Here is a 20539-nt window from a genome sequence, read left to right on the forward strand (position 1 = left end):
AAACGTACTATGTTGTACAACATATTTGATTAATACATACATTTGCATCGTTTTAAGACAAGAAGATATTATAGACCGTTTAAATTAAAAAACAAAATGAAAAAGTTAGTTGCATTTGCTGCTGTTATCGCAGCTGTATCATTCACATCTTGTGGCAACAAATCAGCAGAAAATACTGAAGTTGCAGAAACTGAAACAGAAGCTACAGTAGAAGAAGTTGTTGCACCTGCTGCTGAAGAAGCAACAGAAGAAGTAACAGTTGCTGAAGGCGATTCAACAGTTGTTGAAGCTCCGGCTGCTGAAACTGAAGCTGCTCCTGCTGAATAATCCATTCGGTAATCAGTTGATGAGGACAGTCTGTATGCGCATAACATACAGACTTTTTTTGTTTTATGAACCTTTGAAATAGACGAGTATGAAACGAACGTTATTGATTCTTCCGGTTCTTGCATGGCTGAGTCTGCCTGCATTCTCGCAGGAGCCTGTCGATAAGACAGTCTCTTTGCAGAGTATTGAAATCCAGGGAAAACGCTTCGGCGGGTTGACCGGCGGCGATGTGAAACGCCTGCAGGTGGATTATAACCTGAGTGGTGTGACCGGTACGACAGCGGATGTGTTCCGCCAGTTGCCGTCGGTTGTAACGGATATCGAGGGTGGAATTACATTCCGTGGTTCCAGCCATCCCGGCCTGTTGATCAACGGCGTTCCGTACGGGCTGATGGAGGAATACAGCGGGGATATGCTGATCCAGCTTCCGGCGCTCTTCTTCAACCGGGTATCGATGACGGCGACTCCTTCTATTGAGTTGGTGCCCGATGGAGATGCGGGAGTTCTGAACCTGTCGTCGACAGCTTATACCGATAAGGATTCTCCACTCATCGTGACATTAGGCGCAGGATTCCAGGAACGATATAACGCCGGGGCGATCCTGAACCTGCATCCCGGCAAGTTCCATATCGTCGGGAAATATAACTATCGCCGCGAGTACCGGAAACGTACGTTTAGCAAATCGACGACGAACAAGGCGGGGACAACGGTTATGAACAATAACGCATCGGCCCGTCCGGATGTGCATCTGGCTGACCTGAGTGTCGGATATGACCTGACGGCCAACGATCTGATCACCGTATATGGCCTGTATAGTCTGATGGACTACAGCCGTTACGGAAAGATCCATAATAATAAATTGGTAGACGGCAACCTGCAACCGGTCATGTTCCGCCACCGCTATAACGACCAGCGCCAGGAAGCCTATGCGGCCGAGGCGCGTTGGAACCACACGTTCCGCAATCCGGAGAACCGTCTGGATGTGACATTCAACTATAACAACTTCACCTACGACGAAGACAACGCATATAAGAATGAGAAACCGGAGACGGGAGCTATCATTGCCGAAGATAATTATTTCGTCAATCAGGATAAGAACAATTACTATCTGTCTGCGATCTATCGTACGGCTTTCGCCAACGACCTGAATCTGCATGTCGGATATATCGGTCGTTTCAAAGACGAGACTTATCTGGCGGAAGGGAATAAACTGGCGAATGGGAATTGGGAACCCGATATGCAGAAGCTGAATGATTTCGGCTTCAAGCGCCGGACCAATCTGCTTCTGGCTTCTTTGGATAAAAGCTGGGATGCTTTCTATGCGGAAGTGGGCGTACAGGCCGAGATGAACTGGCAGAATACAGACGATGCCACGCGTACTCATTTTTATCCGCGTGTGAAGTTAGCGTATGAGACCGGTAAGGCCGGCGAGTTTGCGTTGAGCTATACACAGCGCGCCATCCGTCCGTATGGCGTAGACCTGAACCCGTTTGTCGACAGGAGCGACGCCACTTATATAAAGAAGGGAAACCCGGATTTGAAGGATGAGTTTATCCATTCTTTCGAGTTGTCTTATTTGTATTCAAATAATCATTTCCGCCTGTCGCCGAGCCTTTACTACCGCAACAAGAGGAACCGGATCATGGATATCGCCACCTCGTCCGACAACGAAACGATTTGGCAAAAGGAGAATATCGGCCATAGCCAGACCTTGGGCTTTGAACTGTCCGGAACCTGGCAACCGATCCGTATTTTGTCGATCGGCCTGTCCGGCGATATTTTCCGCGACGAGATCGACGGCCGCACGATCGGTTATGATGAGAAGAAATCGCTGGTTTGCGGTGATATCAAAGGCAATATCAATATTGCCATCACACCGACTACGGAATTGCAGCTCGACGGCTTTTACATTTCCGACCAGCTCACTCCGCAGGGGAAGATCAAACACCGTTCCAGCGTGAACGCCGGCATCTCCCAGTATTTCATGCACCGCAAACTGCGTGCCAACCTGAGCATCAACAACATCTTCAACGGCCTCAAAGAGACAACGATTGTCGACACTCCTGACTTGCAGATCACGCAGGTCCGCAACCGCGATGCACAGGTGACCTGGCTGACGTTGACGTATAATCTGTAAGGAATACGGCTTATTTTAGCAGATACCGGTCGAAGCCTGCCGAGCAGTCGGTCTGGTAGTTGCCGTCTTCATCCATATAGATGAACATATATTCGATATCCGGTAGCTGCTCCTTTATCCGGCGGGCTTCATCACGTCCCATCGCCATGAAAGCGGTGGCATAGGCATCGGCATACATGCAGTCGGGGGCAACGACGGTGACGCTTCCGACAGGTTGGGCAGCGGGATAGCCGGTAAGCGGATTGATCGTGTGGGCATATTTCTTGCCGTCCTTGATGTAGAAGTTCCGGTAGTCGCCGGAGGTGGCAAGGCCGAGGCGGCCGCAAAGCTGCACGATTACTTCTGTTTCCTGGTTGACTCCCATCGGATCGTCAACCGGTTTGGCGATGCCGAGATGCCAGCATTGGCCTTTCGCATTAACGCCTTTGGTGGCAAATTCGCCTCCGATGTCGATCATGTAGTTCCGGATGCCTTTGCTTTCCAGCAGGCGGGCGATCACTTCACAACTGCAACCGTCGCCCATCGACGAACAGTTTAGTAATAGGCGCGGATCGTCCTTTATTATATGTCTTCCTTCCAACCGGACTTTTTGGTAGCTGACAAAAGAGCGGATGCTGTCTATCATCTGCGGCGTAACACTGTCCATCTTGCTGAATCCGAAGCCCCAGAGGTTGATAAGTGGGGCACAGGTAATGTCGTACATCCCGTCTGTCCTGGCTGATACTTCTCTCGCCTTGCGGAAGACTTCGGCGAAAAGGGTGTCTACTTCCACTTCCTTATTCCGGTTGACCTGTGAGATGATGGAGAGCGAGTCGAAAGGGTTGAGGGAATGGTAATATCGTTTCAGTTCGGCGTGTATCTCGTCATCGAGCGGTTCTGTATATTGGTAGAGGATGCGATAAGGTGTATGTAACTGCCCGTTTGTTTCGATGTATTGCGGTTGCATCGTGCAACTGCCTAAAAGCAGGAGGGAGAGGAAGATGAGTAAGTTTGTTTTCATAGGATTATTATAATAAATGTTGGCAAGGAATGTGTTAAACTCCCTTGTCCCCGCGCTTTGACGCGGGGCCGCAAGAGAATAAGCCTAATCAATAAATTATTATACGGCCAGTTCTAATGCGATCCCGCGTCAAGCGCGGGAACAAGGAACTCTTCATTCCTCTATTACAACTCCATCAATATCTTCTTCAACACCGTCTGTGCCGAAATCTCGCGGTTGGCAGCTTCGGGGATGACGATGCTTTGCGGGCTTTCGATTACGTCGTCCGTTACGATCATATTGCGGCGGACAGGGAGGCAGTGCATGAAATAGGCGTTGTTGGTCAGTGCCATCTTTTCGGTGTCGACTGTCCAGCTGCGGTCCATGTTGAGGACTTTGCCGTAGTTGGGATCGGTATAGGCAGCCCAATTCTTGGCATAGATAAAGTCAGCCCCTTCGAAGGCTTTCTTCTGGTCATATTCCACGCGGGCGTTACCGACGAAGCGCGGGTCCAGTTCGTAGCCTTCCGGATGCGTAATCACAAATTCGTAGTTGGTCGCATTCATCCATTCGGCGAAGCTGTTAGGAACGGCTTGCGGAAGCGATTTAGGATGCGGTGCCCAAGTCATTACGACCTCGGACGGGCTGTCTTCTTATACTCTTCAATCGTGATCAGGTCGGCGAAGCTCTGCAACGGGTGGCGGGTAGCCGCTTCCATGCTGAACACCGGCCGTCCGGAGTATTGGATGAACTGGTTCAGTATCTTTTCGTTATAGTCGTCTTCCTTACTCTCGAAGCGGGCAAAGGAACGTACGCCGATCACGTCGCAGTAGCAACCCATGACCGGAACGGCCTCTAAGAGATGTTCGGGTTTGTCGCCATCCATGATGACGCCCCGCTCTGTTTCCAGTTTCCAGGCACCCTGGTTCACGTCGAGCACCATCGTGTTCATGCCTAAGTTCATGGCCGCCTTCTGTGTGGAGAGGCGGGTACGGAGGCTGGAGTTGAAGAATATCATTAATAACGTCTTGTTCTTGCCCAGCTCGGTGAACTGGTAGCGGTCTTTCTTAATCTCGAACGCTTCGGCGAGCGCCTGCTTGAGGTCGCCCAAATCCTGTACACAAGTGAAGTTTCTCATATTATACTATTTAATGTAGTGAGGCACAAATGTAGGCATTTCCGGGGAAAATGCAAAGTGCCGGATATAGGTCGGGATATGACTGAGTCAGCCCTTAATCACCCATTCTCCAAGATTCCGCTCTTCCCGGCTGAAGGAGACTCCTACTTTCACCAACTTCCTGCCGTCTGTGGTGTAAGGGATAAGATATCCTTTGTCATCGATCTGGCGGATGGCTTCATCGGTGGAGCCGTTCAGTTTGAACTCGAATACGTAGATGTAGTCGTCCGTCCAGACCACTGCATCGGCACGTCCTTTGGCACTGCGCACTTCCGCTTCGACGAACTGCCCCATTAGTTTGAAGACTAAATAGAAGATGACCTGATAGTGCCGCTCCGTCTTGTCGTTCAGCTCATACGGAATGTCGGCGAAGAAGGCGCGCAGGCGAGTGAGGAAAGCCTCTGTCTCTCCTTTTTCAAGCTCCCTGACAAACTTGCCGATATAGAAGCTTGTATCTTGTGCAGCAACCGGCGTATAGAAAGGGGCTGCGAAGTTGAGGAAGCCATATTTCACCTCTTCGTTCGGGAAGCCGAGGGTGTACTGGTTAAACCGCTCATCATACTCTTTTATTGTCAGATAGCCGCTCTGGTAGATCATCGGGATGGGGTTGTGTATGTTGGCCCGGTCGTCGGAGAGGCTGGCGGCAGATACTTCGACACCTTCCATCTCACGGAGGTCATAGTCCGTCTTCTTAAGCATTTCGACCAGGAAGGTCGGTGTGCCGCTGGCAAACCAGTAGTTTCCGAAGCGGCTTTTGCTCAGGGCGCTCAGTACACTGAAAGGGTTGTACATCGGGTGAAACTCTTCATCCGGTGTGAAACGGTAGCCATCGTATTGTCGGGTCAGCTCGGCAAACATCTTGTCGAAAGACAGTTTATTCTTGGTCGCCATAGCTTCCAGCTCCGGGCGGAAGGTCGCCTCGATTTCCGGATGGGTCATACCGCAGAGCGTATCATACTCGATATCGAAGCTGATGTCGTTCAGCTGGTTCAGATTGCTGAAGATACCCATTTGTGCAAACTTCGTCACACCGGTGATGAAGACGAATTGCAGGTAAAGGTCGGCACTTTTTAGTACGGTATAGAAGGCGGTCAGCGTCTCGCGGAAGTCTTTCTGCAATACTTCGTCGTGCATGGAACGGAGCATCGGTTTGTCATACTCATCCACCAGGACGACGACGCGGCGGCCGGTCTTTTCGTATGCTTTCCGTATTACGGTCATGAAGCGGCCGGAGTGGGTAATACCTTCGCCCCCGGTTTCGTAAAGTTCCTCCCATCCTTTGAGCTGTCGTTCGAGGATACTTTCCAGCGCCTTGCGACTGTCGTATTTTTCGGCATTGAGGTCAAGGTGGAGCACTGGATATTCCTTCCAGTCCTTTTCCAATTGTTCGATAGCCAATCCTTTGAATAACTCTTTCTTCCCTTGGAAGTAGGCTTCGAGAGTCGAAAGCAGCAAGCTCTTGCCGAAGCGGCGGGGACGGCTCAGGAAGTAGGGGAGACGACTGTTCGCCAGCTTATAAACGAGAGCGGTTTTATCGACATAGAGGAAACCTTCCGAGCGAAGTTTCTCGAAGCTTTGTATTCCGATAGGGAGCAGACGGCTGTTGCTTGTTGTATCCATACGACTGATGCAATTTGTTTATATGATACGAAGATACGATTTCTTTAGAAGCTGGACAATCTTTGTCCGGATTAATAGGAGGTTAGCCCTTAATCACCCATTCTCCAAGATTCCGCTCTTCCCGGCTGAAGGAGACTCCTACTTTCACCAACTTTCTGCCGTCAGCGGTGTAAGGGATAAGATATCCTTTGTCGTCGATCTGACGGATAGCTTCATCGACGGTGCCATCTAACTTGAACTCGAATACGTAGATGTAGTCGGCTGTTTTGACGACTGCATCGGCGCGTCCTTTGGCACTGCGCACTTCCGCTTCCGCAAACTGCCCGAGCAATTTGAATACAAGATAGAATACCACCTGATAATGACGTTCCGTCTTGTCGTTCAGCTCGTAAGGTATATCGGCAAAGAAAGCGCGCAGGCGGGTGAGGAAGGTTTCAGGATCACCTTTCCGCAACTCTTGTACAAACTTGCCTATGTAGAAGTTCCCCTCCTCGCTGTCGATCGGCGTATAGAAAGGCAGCACGAAGTTGAGAAAGCCGTAGCGTACCTCTTCATTCGGGAAACCGAGGGTATATGTCTTAAACTCTTCATCATAACTCTTAATAGTGAGATACCCGCTCTGATAAATCATCGGGACGGGCTCCTTGCTGTTTGCCCGGTAACTGATCAGTGCAGCTGAGGGCACTTCGATACCATCGAGTTCGCGCAGGTCATAGTCAGTCTCCTTCAACATATTTACCAGGAAGGTGGGAGTACCGCTGGAGAACCAGTAGTCTCCAAAACGTTGCTTGGAGAAGGCGCTTAACACGCTGAACGGATTGAATATTCCCGGCTTGTTTACGTCCTCCGTGAAATGGTAGCCGTCGTATAGGTCCGTTAGCTTTTGCTTGACTTCTTCGTAGGATAGTCTGGTTTGTGCTGCCAGCTCTTTTAGCTCAGGGGCAAAGGTCGCTTCTATCTCGATACTGGTCATGCCGCATAAGTCAGCATAAGCATAGTCCATACTGATGTCGTTCAGTTGGTTGAGCTCGCTGAACACACTCATCTGTGCGAACTTCGTTACACCTGTGATGAAGACGAGACGCAGGTAACGGTCGGCACTTTTCAGTACCGTATAAAACGCAGTCAGTGTGTTACGGAATTGGCGTTGTAACTCCTCGCTGTGAAAAGAACGGAGCAAAGGCTTGTCGTATTCGTCGATGAGGACAACTACCGGATGCCCTGTTTTCAAGTAAGCCTGTTCAATGATATAAGCAAAACGTTCCTCCGGCGCCCTGTCTTTCTTTTCATCGCCATACAGGGCTTCCCACTTCTCTAAATGCTGGTTGAGCATGGCAATAAGGTCCTCTTGGGTCTCGTAGTTGCGGGCATTGAGGTCGAGGTGCATCACGGGGTGTACTTCCCAATCCGTTTCTAACTTGTCGATAGCCAATCCCTCAAACAGTTCGCGTTTCCCTTCGAAGTAAGCTTCCAGAGTAGAAAGCAGCAAACTCTTCCCGAAACGGCGGGGGCGGCTCAGGAAACAGGGATTGCCGGCCGTAGCCAACTGGTAGACCAGATCCGTCTTGTCTACATATATATATTGTCCGCGGCGGAGCTTCTCGAAGCTCTGTATGCCGATGGGGTATTTCCTGATTGCTGATGTTGCCATAGTCGTTCTTGTTTACTGTAAACAAAGGTAATTAATTTTTTCGTTTGCCCATCCCCGATCGGTCGGGAGCAAGTTAGCCCTTAATCACCCATTCTCCAAGATTCCGCTCTTCCCGGCTGAAGGAGACTCCTACTTTCACCAACTTCCTGCCGTCGGTGGTGTAAGGAATAAGATATCCTTTGTCGTCGATCTGGTGGATGGCTTCATCGACGGTGCCATCTAACTTGAACTCGAATACGTAGATGTAGTCGGCTGTTTTGACGACTGCATCGGCGCGTCCTTTGGCACTGCGCACTTCCGCTTCCGCAAACTGCCCGAGCAATTTGAATACGAGATAGAATACCACCTGATAATGACGTTCCGTCTTGTCGTTCAGCTCGTAAGGTATATCGGCAAAGAAAGCGCGCAGGCGGGTGAGGAAGGCTTCAGGATCACCTTTCCGCAACTCTTGTACAAACTTGCCTATGTAGAAGTTACCCTCCTCGCTGTCGATCGGCGTATAGAAAGGCAGCACGAAGTTGAGAAAGCCGTAGCGTACCTCTTCATTCGGGAAACCGAGGGTATATGTCTTAAACTCTTTATCATAACTCTTAATAGTGAGATACCCGCTCTGATAAATCATCGGGACGGGCTCTTTGCTGTTTGCCCGGTAGCTAATCAGTGCTGCCGAGGGCACTTCGATGCCATCGAGCTCACGCAGGTCATAATCTGTTTCCTTCAACATCTTTACCAGGAAGGTGGGGGTGCCGCTGGAGAACCAGTAGTCTTTGAATACTTTATGTGACATCACACTCAGCAGGCTGAACGGGTTGTATATCCCTTCGGTAGCATATTCGCTGAATCGGTAGCCGTCATAGAGGCGGGTCAGCTTATTCATGACCTCTTCCGTTGTCAGGTTATTGAGCCTGCCTAATTCCTCTATGTCGGGAGCGAAACTGTCTTCGATTTCACTGCGCGTCATACCGCAAAGGGTGGCATATTGAGGCAGCTGGCTGATGTCGGTCAGTTGGTTGAGCTCGCTGAACACACTCATCTGTGCGAACTTCGTTACACCGGTGATGAAGACGAACCGCAGCCACGGGTCGGCGCTTTTCAGCACGGTATAGAAAGCAGTCAGGCGATTGCGGAACTGTTGCTGCAACTCCTCGTTGTGAAAAGAGCGGAGCAGGGGTTTGTCGTATTCGTCGATAAGGACTACCACGCCGCGACCGGTCTGCACGGAGGCTTCGCGGATCACATCCATGAAGCGGATGGAGATACTCCGGTTGGGCTGGGTGATCCCGTATGTTTGTTCCCATCGGGAAAGCTGGCTTTCAAGCATATTGTCCAGCTCCTCTACACTGTCGTAACGTTCGGCGTTGAGATCGAGATGGAATACCGGGTGAACTGCCCATTCCGTCTCAAGCTGTTCGACAGCCAGTCCGGTGAACAACTCTTTCTTCCCTAAGAAGTAGGCTTCGAATGTTGAAAGCAGCAAACTCTTCCCGAAACGGCGGGGGCGGCTCAGGAAACAGGGATTGCCGGCTGTAGCCAACTGGTAGACCAGATCCGTCTTGTCTACATATATATATTGTCCGCGGCGGAGCTTCTCGAAGCTCTGTATGCCGATGGGGTATTTCCTGATTACTGATGTTGCCATAGTCGTTCCTCTTTTGTGCAAACAAAGATAATTAATCTTTTCTCGTCTGTCCCTCCCCTTCGATAATATATTTATAAGTCGTCAGTTCCGGCAGCGCCATCGGGCCGCGGGCGTGCAGCTTCTGCGTGCTGATACCTATCTCGGCACCGAAGCCGAACTGTGCGCCGTCGGTGAAGGCTGTCGATACGTTGGCATAGACACAGGCGGCGTCGACCATTTGCTGGAAACGGCGGACGGCTTCGGCCGACTCGCTGACGATGCTCTCGCTGTGCTTCGAACTGTAGCGGGCGATGTGTGCCAATGCTTCATCGAGAGAAGCGACGGTGCGGACCGACATCTTGTAGTCTAAGAACTCGGTGCCGAAGCTCTCTGCCGTAGCCGGTTGGAGCAAGGCGGCAGGATAATGTCCGGCAAGGGCGGCGAAGGCCGGTTCGTCGGCATAGATCGTGACGTTGCTGTCTGCTAACTTGCCACATATATAAGGAAGGTCCGCCAGCCGGTCGGCGTGTACGATCAGACAGTCCAATGCGTTGCAGACACTGACGCGGCGCGTCTTGGCATTGTTCACGATCTCGCGTCCTTTCTCCTTGTTGCCCTCCTTGTCGAAATAAGTATGGCAGATGCCGGCTCCGGTCTCGATTACCGGGACGCGGGCATGGTCACGGACAAAGTTAATCAGCGAACTGCTTCCACGCGGGATGATGAGGTCCACCAGGCCGACCGCGTTCAACAGCTCCGTCGTCGCCTCGCGGTCGGGCGGGAGAAGGGTGCAGATGGCCGGGTCGATACCCAGCGAAGCCAGCACATCGTGGATGATCGCAACCAAAGCGCGGTTCGAGCAATCCGCATCCGAGCCCCCTTTCAGTACGCAGGCATTCCCGCTCTTGAAGCAGAGGGAAAATACGTCGAAGGTGACGTTCGGCCGGGCTTCGTATATCACGCCGATCACACCGAAGGGAACGGTCACTTTCCGTATCACCATACCGTTCGGCCGCACCGCTTCGCTCAACAGCCTGCCGAGTGGCGACGGGAGGGAAGCCACGTTCTTCATATCTCCGGCGATGCCCGCCAGACGCTTTTCCGTCAGCTTCAGACGGTCGTATTTCGGATTCGCCGGGTCCATGCGCCGGAGGTCTTCCGCGTTGGCGGCAAGCACTTCGGCCTGGCGCGACATCAGCGCGTCCGCCGTATCGAGCAGGACACGGTTGATGGTCGCGTCGTCCAGCATGACAAGCCGGCGCGAGGCGGCAAGCGTTTGTTGCAATAGTTCGTTTATCATGATTACTTCTCGTAACTTTGTATATACTTAGGATGCACGGCGTCTTTCCCCAAAACCAGGCAAAGCCCGATCACGAAGCTGACGCCCCAGTTGATCAACTGGCCGCTGCCTAACGGATGGCCGAACAGGAGGAAGCCGTTGATAAGCCCGCCGACCAGAAACAACCCGAGGCTTATCCAGCAGAAGGCATAGTTGGAGACGAGGCGGCGTATTGTCAGGCAGATGGCGGAGATGATAAGCAGGCAGCACACCGCAATCAGGCTGTAGGCCGCAATCTTCAGTTCGACAGGCGTTGCCGTGACAGGCAGCCCTAAATCCAGTTTATCCCCTTGTGTCAGGAGGGTGATGCCTCCAACGCCTCTGAGCAGTCCTACGATAATCATCAGGAAGGATGCGAATGATAACCAATACTTTTTCATACTCTCTCTTCTTTATTATTAATCCAGATACAAATAATCGTAATGTATCAACGGTTTCTTGTCCCGGCTGCCGATCAGCGCGCGTGCCTCCGTACTGTCGTAACCGGCACAGCCGACGCCTAACTGTACGCCCGCTTCGTTAATGATCTTCACGATGTCGTCTTTCTCGAAATCGCCCGCAATCCGCGTCACGCCGACCAACAGGATGCTGGTTGCCTTCGGTGCCCGCAACGCCTCTTCCGCACCCCGGTTGATGTGTATCTCGCCTTTGGCAAAGCCTCGGAGTGGGCAATCCACTTCTTTACGCTGCTGACAGGCTTGTCCGAAGGGATGAAGCGCGTGCAGACGGTCTGGCTGCCTTTGGCGAGCAGGTCCACGAGGATGTTGTCTTTCTTGCCGTTGGCGATGATGACCGTGATGCCTTCGTCCGCCACCTTTTGCGCAATGCTGCATTTCGTCAGCATACCGCCGCGGCCGAACGAGGACTTGCTGGCTTGCACGTATTCCGACAAATCTTCCTTGCCCCCGTTTATCTCGCGGATGACGGTTGCCGCCGGGTCGGACGGATTGCCGTTGTATATCCCGTCGATGTTGCTCAGGATGATGAGGCGTCCATGCCCATCATGGTGGCGATCAGCCCGGATAGCTCGTCGTTGTCCGTGAACATCAGTTCTGTAACCGATATCGTGTCGTTTTCGTTCACGATGGGGATGACTTTATTTTCGAGCATCACCTCCATGCAATGCTTCTGGTTGAGGTAGTGCGTGCGGCTACCGAAGTTCTCCTTCGTGGTGAGCACCTGGCCGCAAGTCATGCCATGCTCACGGAACAGTTCGTAATAGCGGTTGATCAGTTTCGCCTGTCCGACTGCGGAATAAAGCTGCCGGGCGGAGACGGAGTCCAGCTTCTTGCCGGCTTTTATCTCGCTGCGTCCCGAGGCGACTGCCCCGGAAGAGATGAGGACGACCTCGACTCCTTCGCGATGCAGGTCGGCCACCTGGTCCACCAAAGCGGACATCCGGGTAATATCCAGCGTGCCGTCTTTGCGGGTGAGCACGTTGCTGCCGATCTTTACTGCTATTCTTGTAAACAGATATGCCATATTTATGATTTTCTTATTCTGCAAATATAAAAATTCCTTTCAGAATGTCAGTAAAGAAAGCCGGAAATAAACGCATTGTCCTCCGCCGTCCTCTTTCCCGCCGGCTGCCGGGGTATTTTTGCCGGACTCCCGGATCTTTACCTGTCCGCAGGCACTTGATTTTCTTTTCATTCCACATAATCCTTGTCCGACGGAGGTCAAACAGTTGTCCGACCCGGGTCAGACAGCTGTCCCACAATCGTCGAACAGCTGTTCGACCCGGGTCGGACAAGGATTGTGTGGGATGCGGCAGAAAAAAACTCCGTACAAAATGTATTTTTGCACGGAGTTAATCCAAAAGTTCTGCGGAGGTGACGGTTGCCACCTGCCGGGTGTTTTTATTTTGTATCCTTGTCGCGTATCTCCACACGGCGTATCTTGCCGCTGATGGTCTTGGGCAATTCGTCCACGAACTCTACGACACGCGGATATTTGTACGGGGCTGTCACTCTCTTGACATGGTCCTGCAACTCTTTGATCAGCTCTTCGCCGGCCTTGTCTTTATACTCCTTCGACAAGACGATGGTTGCTTTTACCACCTGCCCGCGAATTTCGTCGGGAACGCCGGTGATGGCACATTCCACTACGGCCGGATGCGTCATCAGGGCGCTTTCCACCTCGAACGGGCCGATACGGTAGCCGGAGCTCTTGATCACATCGTCGGCACGGCCCACGAACCAGAGGTAGCCGTCTTCATCGCGCCAAGCCACGTCGCCCGTGTAGTACAGTCCGTCGTGCCAGGCTTCGTGCGTGAGTTCGGCATCGCGGTAATATTCCTTGAAAAGGCCGATCGGCTTGCCGCCTGTCGTATGGATCACGATCTGTCCCTGCTCGCCGTCTTCCGCACGGGTTCCGTCCGGACGCAGCAGGTCGACATCGTACTGCGGATTGGGAACGCCCATCGAACCGGGTTTCGGCTCCATCCAGGGGAATGTGGCGACGGTCAGTGTCGTTTCGGTCTGTCCGAAACCTTCCATCAGCTTGATGCCTGTCAGTTTATAGAATGTGTCGAACACGGCAGGGTTCAATGCTTCGCCTGCGATCGTACAGTATTTGAGTGACGACAGGTCGTATTTCGTCAGGTCTTCGCGTATCAGGAAACGGAAGATTGTGGGAGGTGCGCAGAGCGAAGTGATGCGGTAATCTTGTATGATCTGCAACATATTGGCTGGCGTGAACTTCTCGTGGTCGTAAACGAACACGGTTGCTCCGGCAATCCATTGTCCGTAGAGCTTTCCCCATACGGCTTTGCCCCAGCCCGTGTCGGCAATGGTCAGGTGCAGGCTGTCCTCGTTCAGGTTGTGCCAGAAGCTGCCGGTCACGATGTGTCCGAGCGGATAGGTAAAGTCGTGCGCCACCATCTTCGGGTTTCCGGTCGTGCCGGAGGTGAAGTACATCAGCGAGATGTCGTCGTTGCTGTTCGGGTGTTCCGGACGTACAAAAGGAGCGGCGTTCTGAATCCCTTTGTGGAAATCTTCGAACCCTTCCGGGATATCGGGGCCGATCGAAACAAGTGTTTTCACCGAAGGGGAGTCGGGCATCGCGTCTATGATATGTTTCGTGATCACCTCTTCGCCGGCGCAGACGATCATCTTGATATCGGCGGCATTGGCGCGATATACGATGTCTTTCTTTGTCAGCAGGTGGGTTGCCGGAATGACTACGGCTCCTAATTTGTGCAAGGCAATGATCGAGAACCAGAATTCGTAGCGGCGCTTCAGGATCAGCATCACCATGTCGCCGTGCCCGATCCCCAGTGACTGGAAATAGGAGGCTGTCTGGTCCGTATATTTTTTCAGTTCGGCAAAGGTGAAGTCGATGTGCTCACCCTGGTCGTTTGTCCAGCATAATGCTTTTTTGTCGGGGTCTTCTTCCGCCCATGCATCTACTACGTCATATCCGAAGTTGAAGTTCTCCGGGACTTTTATCTTGAAATTCTTTATAAAATCTTCCTGCGACTCAAAGGTCGTCTTGTCTATGAATCTTTCTAACATGACTAAATTAATTGACAATTTATAAGATGATGGCCAGGAAACTGACCTTTTCTCCGTCGAGCGCCTTCATCCCGTGTGGCAGTTCGGAGTTGAAATAGATACTGTCGCCCTCTTCGAGTATCAGTTCCTTGTTGTTGATTTGTAAAAGCAAGCGGCCTTTGAGTACCATGTTGTATTCTTGTCCGGGATGCGAATTGAGGTAGATCGGTGCGTCTTCCGCTGTCGGATGGACGGTCACCATGAACGGGTCTGCCTTGCGACCGACGAAACCGGCGGCAAGCGACTGGTATTTGTATGCTTTGGTGCGCTCTACGGCAACGCCTTTCCCTCTGCGGGTGATAAAATAACTGCTCATCTTTGGTTCGTCGCCAAACATCAGGGTTGTCAGTTCCACACCGTAGGCCTGTGAAATCTGGTGCAGCACGCTAACGGAAATATCGACTGTGCCGCTTTCTAACTCCATATATTGCTCCGGAGTCAGGTTACAGACTTTGGCTATTTCCTCGGGAGTAATCTCTAAAGCATCCCTGAGGCCGGCCAGACGTTCTGCAATTTGTTTTATCTGTTCGTTCATATCGTTGATTATTATGTTTATGATGCTCCAAAGATAGGAATAAAAAGCAAAATGTATAAGAAAAGAGGAATATAATGTGATTTGGATATTTACTGGACGCAGATAACGCAGAATACGCAGACGAACGCAGACTTATTTTATTATGAATAAATAATATCTGCGTTCGTCTGCGCTCGTCTGCGTAATCTGCGTCCTTTAAATATCCGTTTAGTCGTATTTGATCACGCTAACCGGACAGCTTTCGGCCGCCTCTTTGATGCCTTCTTCGTAGTCGTTGAAGTTCACTCCTTCGTTTACGTGCGAACGGTCGGTTACCTGGAACACTTCGGGGCAGATGCCTTCGCAAGTGCCGCAAGCGATGCAGTCTTCTTCTATCCAAACACTCTTTATTGCCATAATTCTTATATTTTAGATGATTAATATACTAAGATAACATCTGCATGGGGTGAATAGTTGATAGGGAGCGGCTATCTTGTGACACTTTGTTTTAAATTAAATTTAACGCTTCGCTCTCTTCTATTAAAAAATTATTCATTATGTTTACGCCGCTGAAATAATCAGCTATTGAACACTTAAATAACAAGAATACTATGGACAATGCAATTTTTAGCTTTCCTAAACCTATTAATGAGCCGGTAAAAGCTTACGCCCCCGGTTCCAGTGAAAAATCTTCCTTGAAAAAAACGCTAACACAGCTGTCTTCAGAAGAATGGGATATCCCTTTGGTGATCGGAGGTAAAGAAATCCGTACCGGCAATACCGGTAAAGTCGTGATGCCGCATGACCATCATCATGTATTGGCTACCTATCACAAGGCCGGCGAAAAAGAGGTGCAAATGGCTATCGATGCTGCAATGAAAGCGCACAAGGATTGGTCTGAACTTCCTTGGGTGGAAAGAGCTTCCGTTATGTTGCGTGTGGCTGAATTGCTGTCGACCAAGTATCGTTATTTGTTGAATGCATCCGTGATGTTGGGACAGAGTAAGAATCCGTTCCAGGCAGAAATCGACGCTCCTTGCGAGTTGATCGACTTCCTGCGTTTCAGCACCTTCTATGCCAGCCAGGTCTATGCCGACCAGCCTTATTCGGAAACCGGCATCCTGAACCGGATGGAATACCGTGCTTTGGAAGGTTTTGTGTTTTCGCTCACGCCGTTCAACTTCACATCTATTGCTTCCAACCTGAACATGGCTCCGGCTATGATGGGTAATGTGGCTGTCTGGAAACCGTCTACGACCGCTATCCATTCCAACTACCTCCTGATGAAAGTATTCCAGGAAGCAGGTTTGCCCGACGGCGTTGTCAACTTTATACCGGGACAGGGAAGTGTGATTGGCAAGGTGGTGACAGCCAGCCGCGACTTGGGTGGTTTCCACTTCACAGGTTCTACTTCTACCTTTAATACATTGTGGCGCCAGATCGGTGAAAACTTAGGTAACTACAAATCTTATCCGAAGATCGTCGGTGAGACGGGCGGTAAGAACTTTATCTTTGTTCATCCTTCTGCTCCGGCTTTGGATGTGGCAACAGCCATCGTGCGCGGCGCATTCGAATATCAGGGACAGAAATGTTCGGCCGGTTCACGTGCCTATATCCCGGCTTCACTCTGGAAAGAGGTGAAAGATTATGTGGGCGATATGCTGAAAGAAATCAAGATGGGGGATGTCCAGGACTTCACGAACTTTATCAATGCTGTAATCGACGAGGCTTCGTTCGACAACATCATGAGCTATATCAACTATGCAAAACAATCTCCGGATGCAGAGATCGTATTCGGCGGCAACGGCGACAAGTCCGTCGGTTACTTTGTCGAGCCGACTGTTATCCAGACTACAGACCCGATGTTCAAGAGCATGGTGGAAGAAATCTTCGGTCCGGTCATCACGATTTATGTGTACGACGATGCCAAATATGAAGAAACGCTCGAACTCTGCGACCGCACTTCCCCGTACGGCCTGACAGGTTCTATCTTTGCACGCGACCGCTATGCGATCGACATGGCATTTAACAAATTGCGTTATGCAGCAGGAAACTTCTATATCAACGACAAACCGACAGGTGCCGTTATTGCCCAGCAACCGTTCGGCGGTTCGCGCGCATCCGGTACGAACGATAAGGCCGGTGGCCCGTTGAACCTGATCCGTTGGACAAATGCCCGCTGCATCAAAGAGGCGCTGGTTCCGCCGACAAGCTACGGTTATCCGTTCCTGGGAGAAAAATAACAGACTAAATATAATACCATGTTAGACTTTGATAACACTGAAATCGCTTTCTCTGCCAAATCGCAGTCTGAGCTGAAAAATGCTTATTTGCTGTTCAATACAATCAAGTACCCCTGGTTAGTTAAATGCGCCAGCGTAGCGAGTAATATTGCCTTGAACATCCATTTTCCTTTGGCATGGGCCGTTAAGCCGACCTTGTACAAACAATTTGTGGGTGGCGAGACCTTGCAGGATTGCACGAAAGCAATCGACCACCTGCGGAAATTCAACGTCCGTTCGACGCTCGACTTCTCTGCCGAAGGCGAACAGACGCCCGAAGGCATACAGGCTACTTTTGAAGAAACGATCCGTTCGATCGATTTTGCAAAAGGCAATGATAACCTGGCGTATGCCGTGTTCAAACCTTCCACGATCGTAACGGACGAACTGCTTGCCAAAGCATCCGAGAAGCGGGAAGAGCTGACGATTGAAGAGGTAAAGGCATTCCGTGAATTCAAGGAACGCTTTATGGCTTTCTGCCAGCGCGCTTACGAGAATGATGTCCGCCTGATTGTCGATGCGGAAGACTATTGTTTCCAGGATGCGTTGGACGAACTGACCGACGAAGCCATGCGCAAGTTCAATAAGAAACGTGCGATCGTATTTGCGACCTTACAGATGTACCGCCATGACCGTATGCCGTATCTGCGCCGTATCCTGGACGATGCGAAGGAGAAAGGTTATATTGCCGGCGTTAAGTTTGTGCGGGGTGCTTATATGGAAGCCGAACGTGCCCGGCAGCCGCTTTGGGCTATCCCGACCCGATTTGCAAGGACAAAAAGGCGACGGATGACAATTATAATGAAGCTGTCCGCTTCACAATGGATCACCTCGAACATTTCGAGATGTTTATGGGGACCCATAATGAAGAGAGCAACTATATGCTGGCCAAGCTGATTGACGAGAAGGGCTTGAAACGGGATGATCCGCGCATCTTCTTTGCACAGTTATTGGGGATGAGCGATAACATCTCATTCAACCTGGCCCATGAAGGATATCGTGTTACCAAGTATGTGCCGTATGCAAAAGTGCGGGACGTATTGCCCTACCTGATCCGCCGTGCCGAGGAAAATACCTCCGTAGCCGGGCAGACCAGCCGCGAGCTCCGTATGCTGAAGCTGGAACTGGATCGCCGGAAAGCGGCAAAGAAATAGGATGTTATTATGAGGTAAACCCTTGTTCCCGCGCTTGACGCGGGATCGCATCAGAACTGACAGTAAACGTTGATTAAGGCCTGTTCTTTTGCGGCCCCGCGTCAAGCGCGGGGACAAGGTTAGGATTCCTTTTCTTCTTTCTCTTTTTCTTTTTCTTTCTCTTCCTCCAGCAAGACATTTTTATAGTCGGTCGGCGACATTCCGTACTTCTGGCGGAACAGTCGGTATAAGGTACGGGCGGAACCGAAGCCTGCATTTTCGGCTATGACTTCGATCGTATCATTCGAGCCGACCAACTGCTCCAAGACATACATTAGCCGGTGGTTGTTCACATAATCGATGAATGTAGTGCCCGTATATTGTTGAAGCACACTGTTCAGCGTGTTTCTGTTTGTCGCGAGTAATGTGCAGACATCGTTTCGGGTAAGCCCTGGGTTTGTGTATAGTTTCTCTTCCGCAATCAGTTTCCGGAATTTGGTGAACAATTGTTTTTCTTTGTTGAAGGAGCCGATAGCCGGTGTCCCCGGCAGTGTTTCTGAAGCCGCTTCCGTGGATTCAGTAGTATCTTCTTCCTGTTGCAACCGGTTCAGTTGTAGTTCGATGTTCTTGCTGTATGCTAATTGTTCCTGTATTTGCCTGACCATCGCGATATTCTTGCGGCGTACCGTCCGCCAGTTGTGTACGCTCAGGTAGAGGACCAGGCCCAACAGGAATATGAGTGCTCCGCTGCCTGCCAACAATGTTCGTTGGTGTTGCAGGGTGTCTTCCTGCCTCTCTATCCGGAGTTCCTGCTCGCGGGTTTCGTAGAGGGTTGCCATTTCGAGGGCATCATTTTTGTGTCTTATTTTGTTCAGGCTGTCGGTGAGCGCGAGCGACTCTTTCTGATAATGGATCGCGTTCGGCAGGTCGTGTGTCTTTTCGTAGGCGTCTGCCAGCGTCTTGTAGACTTGGATTTCTGTCTCGATGTCTTCCTGTGGTTTGATGATATCTTTGACTTTCAGGGCAAGCCGGATCACTTCCGGATAATTCTTCTTTATTGTATAATAACTGATCGATCGGTAGAGCCCTTTCTCGTTTTCCGAATAAGGCTGCTCCTGAACTTGTCGAACCATTTCTTCTCTTCCTCCGGTCGTCCCAATTGCTGATAGCAGGAGGCAATAAATCCGGCTTCCGTGCATACGATGCTTTCCACATAAGGCTCGGGTATCCCCTGGGGCAGGTTGCCGCCCTTCCTCTTTTCCAGTTCGGCGATGGCGGTTTGATGTTCGAGTGCGGTTTGGAGTGCGGCTTCGTAGTCGCAATCCTCCATCAGCCAGTTTTCCGTTTCGGTATAGTATTGCGAGAGGTAGAGAAGCGGGTATGCGTTGCCCGTGTTGTGCTCTTCTGCATTCCGGCAGGCCTGCCGGATCAGTGCGATTGCTTTTTGTTTCAGCTTGTAAGCTTTTTCCTTGTCTCCGATTTCCCTTTGCACATTGGCGAGGGCGGAATAGGGGAGATGCTTCTCATATTCGGGATAGCCAAATTCGGTCATTTTGGTTAGCATCTCGTTCGCATAATAGAGTTCCCCCTCGTAATCATCGATTGCATCGTTGGCGAAAATCAAGTTTTTGCACATATTGAGGTAATAACCCCTGCTTTTCCGGGTGTCCGCGTTCAGCGAATCGTTGCTAAGCGCACGCTTAGCGAAGGCAATACCCAACCGGTATTGCCTTTTGGTTGCATAGATCTGGTATGTTACCCAGTCGATTTTGAATTGCGGGGTTTGCTTCTGCTCCTTAACCTTCTCGAGCAGGCTCAGGGCCTGGTCCGGATCGGAAGCCATCAGGCGTTGCACCTCTTTAATGTCGACCAGGCTGTCTGCCGGATGTGTTGCCGGTCGGGTGGGCTGTGCAAAAGTGATAAGCGCAAGTAAGATTGTTTGCGCGAGAAGTGATACTCTCATTGTGCTTTTTATATGCAATTGTTTCTATGGCAAAGATAGTATAAATTTGTAAAGACGATGTTTACCTTGCATGATAAAAACCCATTAAAAGGTTGTTTAGCGGAATGATAGGTATTCCTATCACCGTAGGTTGTATTCCTGTCATTTGTCCGCTGTCGGTAGCTCTATAGCGGCTTTTGTCACATTTGAATGCTGTTTTGTCCTATACTCTTCACCATTATTTGTTCTTCTTTGCGACTTATATT

15 protein-coding genes and 3 pseudogenes are annotated in these 20539 nt (G+C 50.8%); 4 read left to right on the forward strand and 14 right to left on the reverse strand.

Annotation, left to right across the window (positions count from 1 at the left end; translation table 11 throughout):
• The first annotated feature begins 96 nt into the window (after positions 1 to 96).
• A complete protein-coding gene (locus tag DW083_RS00510) occupies positions 97 to 327 on the forward strand; it encodes a hypothetical protein (RefSeq protein ID WP_115497887.1) in 231 nt (76 codons plus the stop codon).
• An 88-nt stretch (positions 328 to 415) separates the two neighbouring features.
• Positions 416 to 2464, forward strand: coding sequence for an outer membrane beta-barrel family protein (locus tag DW083_RS00515; RefSeq protein WP_122331064.1), 2049 nt, complete (start codon positions 416 to 418; stop codon positions 2462 to 2464).
• Positions 2465 to 2474: 10 nt separating this feature from the next.
• Here DW083_RS00515 and DW083_RS00520 read toward each other — a convergent pair whose 3' ends face one another.
• The 12 genes and pseudogenes from DW083_RS00520 to DW083_RS00570 all read right to left on the reverse strand — a co-directional run bounded on the left by DW083_RS00520 (position 2475) and on the right by DW083_RS00570 (position 15333).
• Positions 2475 to 3464, reverse strand: a complete 990-nt coding sequence (locus DW083_RS00520; protein WP_122331065.1) for an FAD:protein FMN transferase — start codon at positions 3462 to 3464, stop codon at positions 2475 to 2477.
• 164 nt (positions 3465 to 3628) lie between these two features.
• Positions 3629 to 4581, reverse strand: a pseudogene (locus DW083_RS00525) (acetylornithine carbamoyltransferase).
• An 87-nt stretch (positions 4582 to 4668) separates the two neighbouring features.
• Entirely contained in the window at positions 4669 to 6240 is a 1572-nt protein-coding gene (locus DW083_RS00530) for an ATP-binding protein (RefSeq protein WP_122331066.1), read from the reverse strand.
• A gap of 82 nt (positions 6241 to 6322) precedes the next feature.
• A complete protein-coding gene (locus tag DW083_RS00535; protein ID WP_122331067.1) occupies positions 6323 to 7891 on the reverse strand; it encodes an ATP-binding protein in 1569 nt (522 codons plus the stop codon).
• A gap of 73 nt (positions 7892 to 7964) precedes the next feature.
• Positions 7965 to 9530 (reverse strand): ATP-binding protein, encoded by a 1566-nt coding sequence (locus DW083_RS00540; RefSeq protein ID WP_122331068.1) that lies wholly within the window; start codon positions 9528 to 9530, stop codon positions 7965 to 7967.
• 31 nt (positions 9531 to 9561) lie between these two features.
• Positions 9562 to 10809 (reverse strand): glutamate-5-semialdehyde dehydrogenase, encoded by a 1248-nt coding sequence (locus DW083_RS00545; RefSeq protein ID WP_122331069.1) that lies wholly within the window; start codon positions 10807 to 10809, stop codon positions 9562 to 9564.
• A 2-nt stretch (positions 10810 to 10811) separates the two neighbouring features.
• Positions 10812 to 11228, reverse strand: coding sequence for a hypothetical protein (locus DW083_RS00550; protein WP_115497895.1), 417 nt, complete (start codon positions 11226 to 11228; stop codon positions 10812 to 10814).
• Positions 11229 to 11246: 18 nt separating this feature from the next.
• Positions 11247 to 12330 (reverse strand): annotated as a pseudogene (gene proB, locus DW083_RS00555) (glutamate 5-kinase).
• 39 nt (positions 12331 to 12369) lie between these two features.
• Entirely contained in the window at positions 12370 to 12501 is a 132-nt protein-coding gene (locus DW083_RS23280) for a hypothetical protein (protein WP_255419767.1), read from the reverse strand.
• 206 nt (positions 12502 to 12707) lie between these two features.
• The gene (locus tag DW083_RS00560) at positions 12708 to 14363 is read right to left on the reverse strand and encodes an AMP-binding protein (RefSeq protein ID WP_122331152.1); all 1656 of its coding nucleotides are present in this window, start codon (positions 14361 to 14363) and stop codon (positions 12708 to 12710) included.
• A 19-nt stretch (positions 14364 to 14382) separates the two neighbouring features.
• Entirely contained in the window at positions 14383 to 14937 is a 555-nt protein-coding gene (locus tag DW083_RS00565; protein WP_115497898.1) for a helix-turn-helix domain-containing protein, read from the reverse strand.
• Between the two features lie 207 nt (positions 14938 to 15144).
• Positions 15145 to 15333: a ferredoxin gene (locus DW083_RS00570; RefSeq protein WP_115497899.1), complete on the reverse strand. Its 189-nt coding sequence runs from the start codon at positions 15331 to 15333 to the stop codon at positions 15145 to 15147.
• A 194-nt stretch (positions 15334 to 15527) separates the two neighbouring features.
• On the opposite strand from DW083_RS00570, the gene pruA reads away from it, so the two are divergent.
• Both pruA and DW083_RS00580 read left to right on the forward strand, forming a co-directional pair.
• Positions 15528 to 17159 (forward strand): L-glutamate gamma-semialdehyde dehydrogenase, encoded by a 1632-nt coding sequence (pruA, locus tag DW083_RS00575; protein WP_115497900.1) that lies wholly within the window; start codon positions 15528 to 15530, stop codon positions 17157 to 17159.
• 18 nt (positions 17160 to 17177) lie between these two features.
• Positions 17178 to 18352, forward strand: a pseudogene (locus tag DW083_RS00580) (proline dehydrogenase family protein).
• A gap of 119 nt (positions 18353 to 18471) precedes the next feature.
• On the opposite strand, the gene DW083_RS00585 reads toward DW083_RS00580, so the two are convergent.
• Complete coding sequence (locus DW083_RS00585; RefSeq protein WP_158582072.1) at positions 18472 to 19464, reverse strand: helix-turn-helix transcriptional regulator; 993 nt, start codon at positions 19462 to 19464, stop codon at positions 18472 to 18474.
• Positions 19386 to 20294, reverse strand: a complete 909-nt coding sequence (locus DW083_RS22050; protein WP_158582073.1) for a hypothetical protein — start codon at positions 20292 to 20294, stop codon at positions 19386 to 19388. The genes DW083_RS00585 and DW083_RS22050 overlap by 79 nt, the downstream gene beginning before the upstream one ends.
• Between the last annotated feature and the right edge of the window lie 245 nt (positions 20295 to 20539).

Origin of the sequence: Parabacteroides sp. AF48-14, from assembly GCF_003477465.1 — a bacterium.
GTDB classification, from domain to species: Bacteria; Bacteroidota; Bacteroidia; order Bacteroidales; family Tannerellaceae; genus Parabacteroides; species Parabacteroides acidifaciens.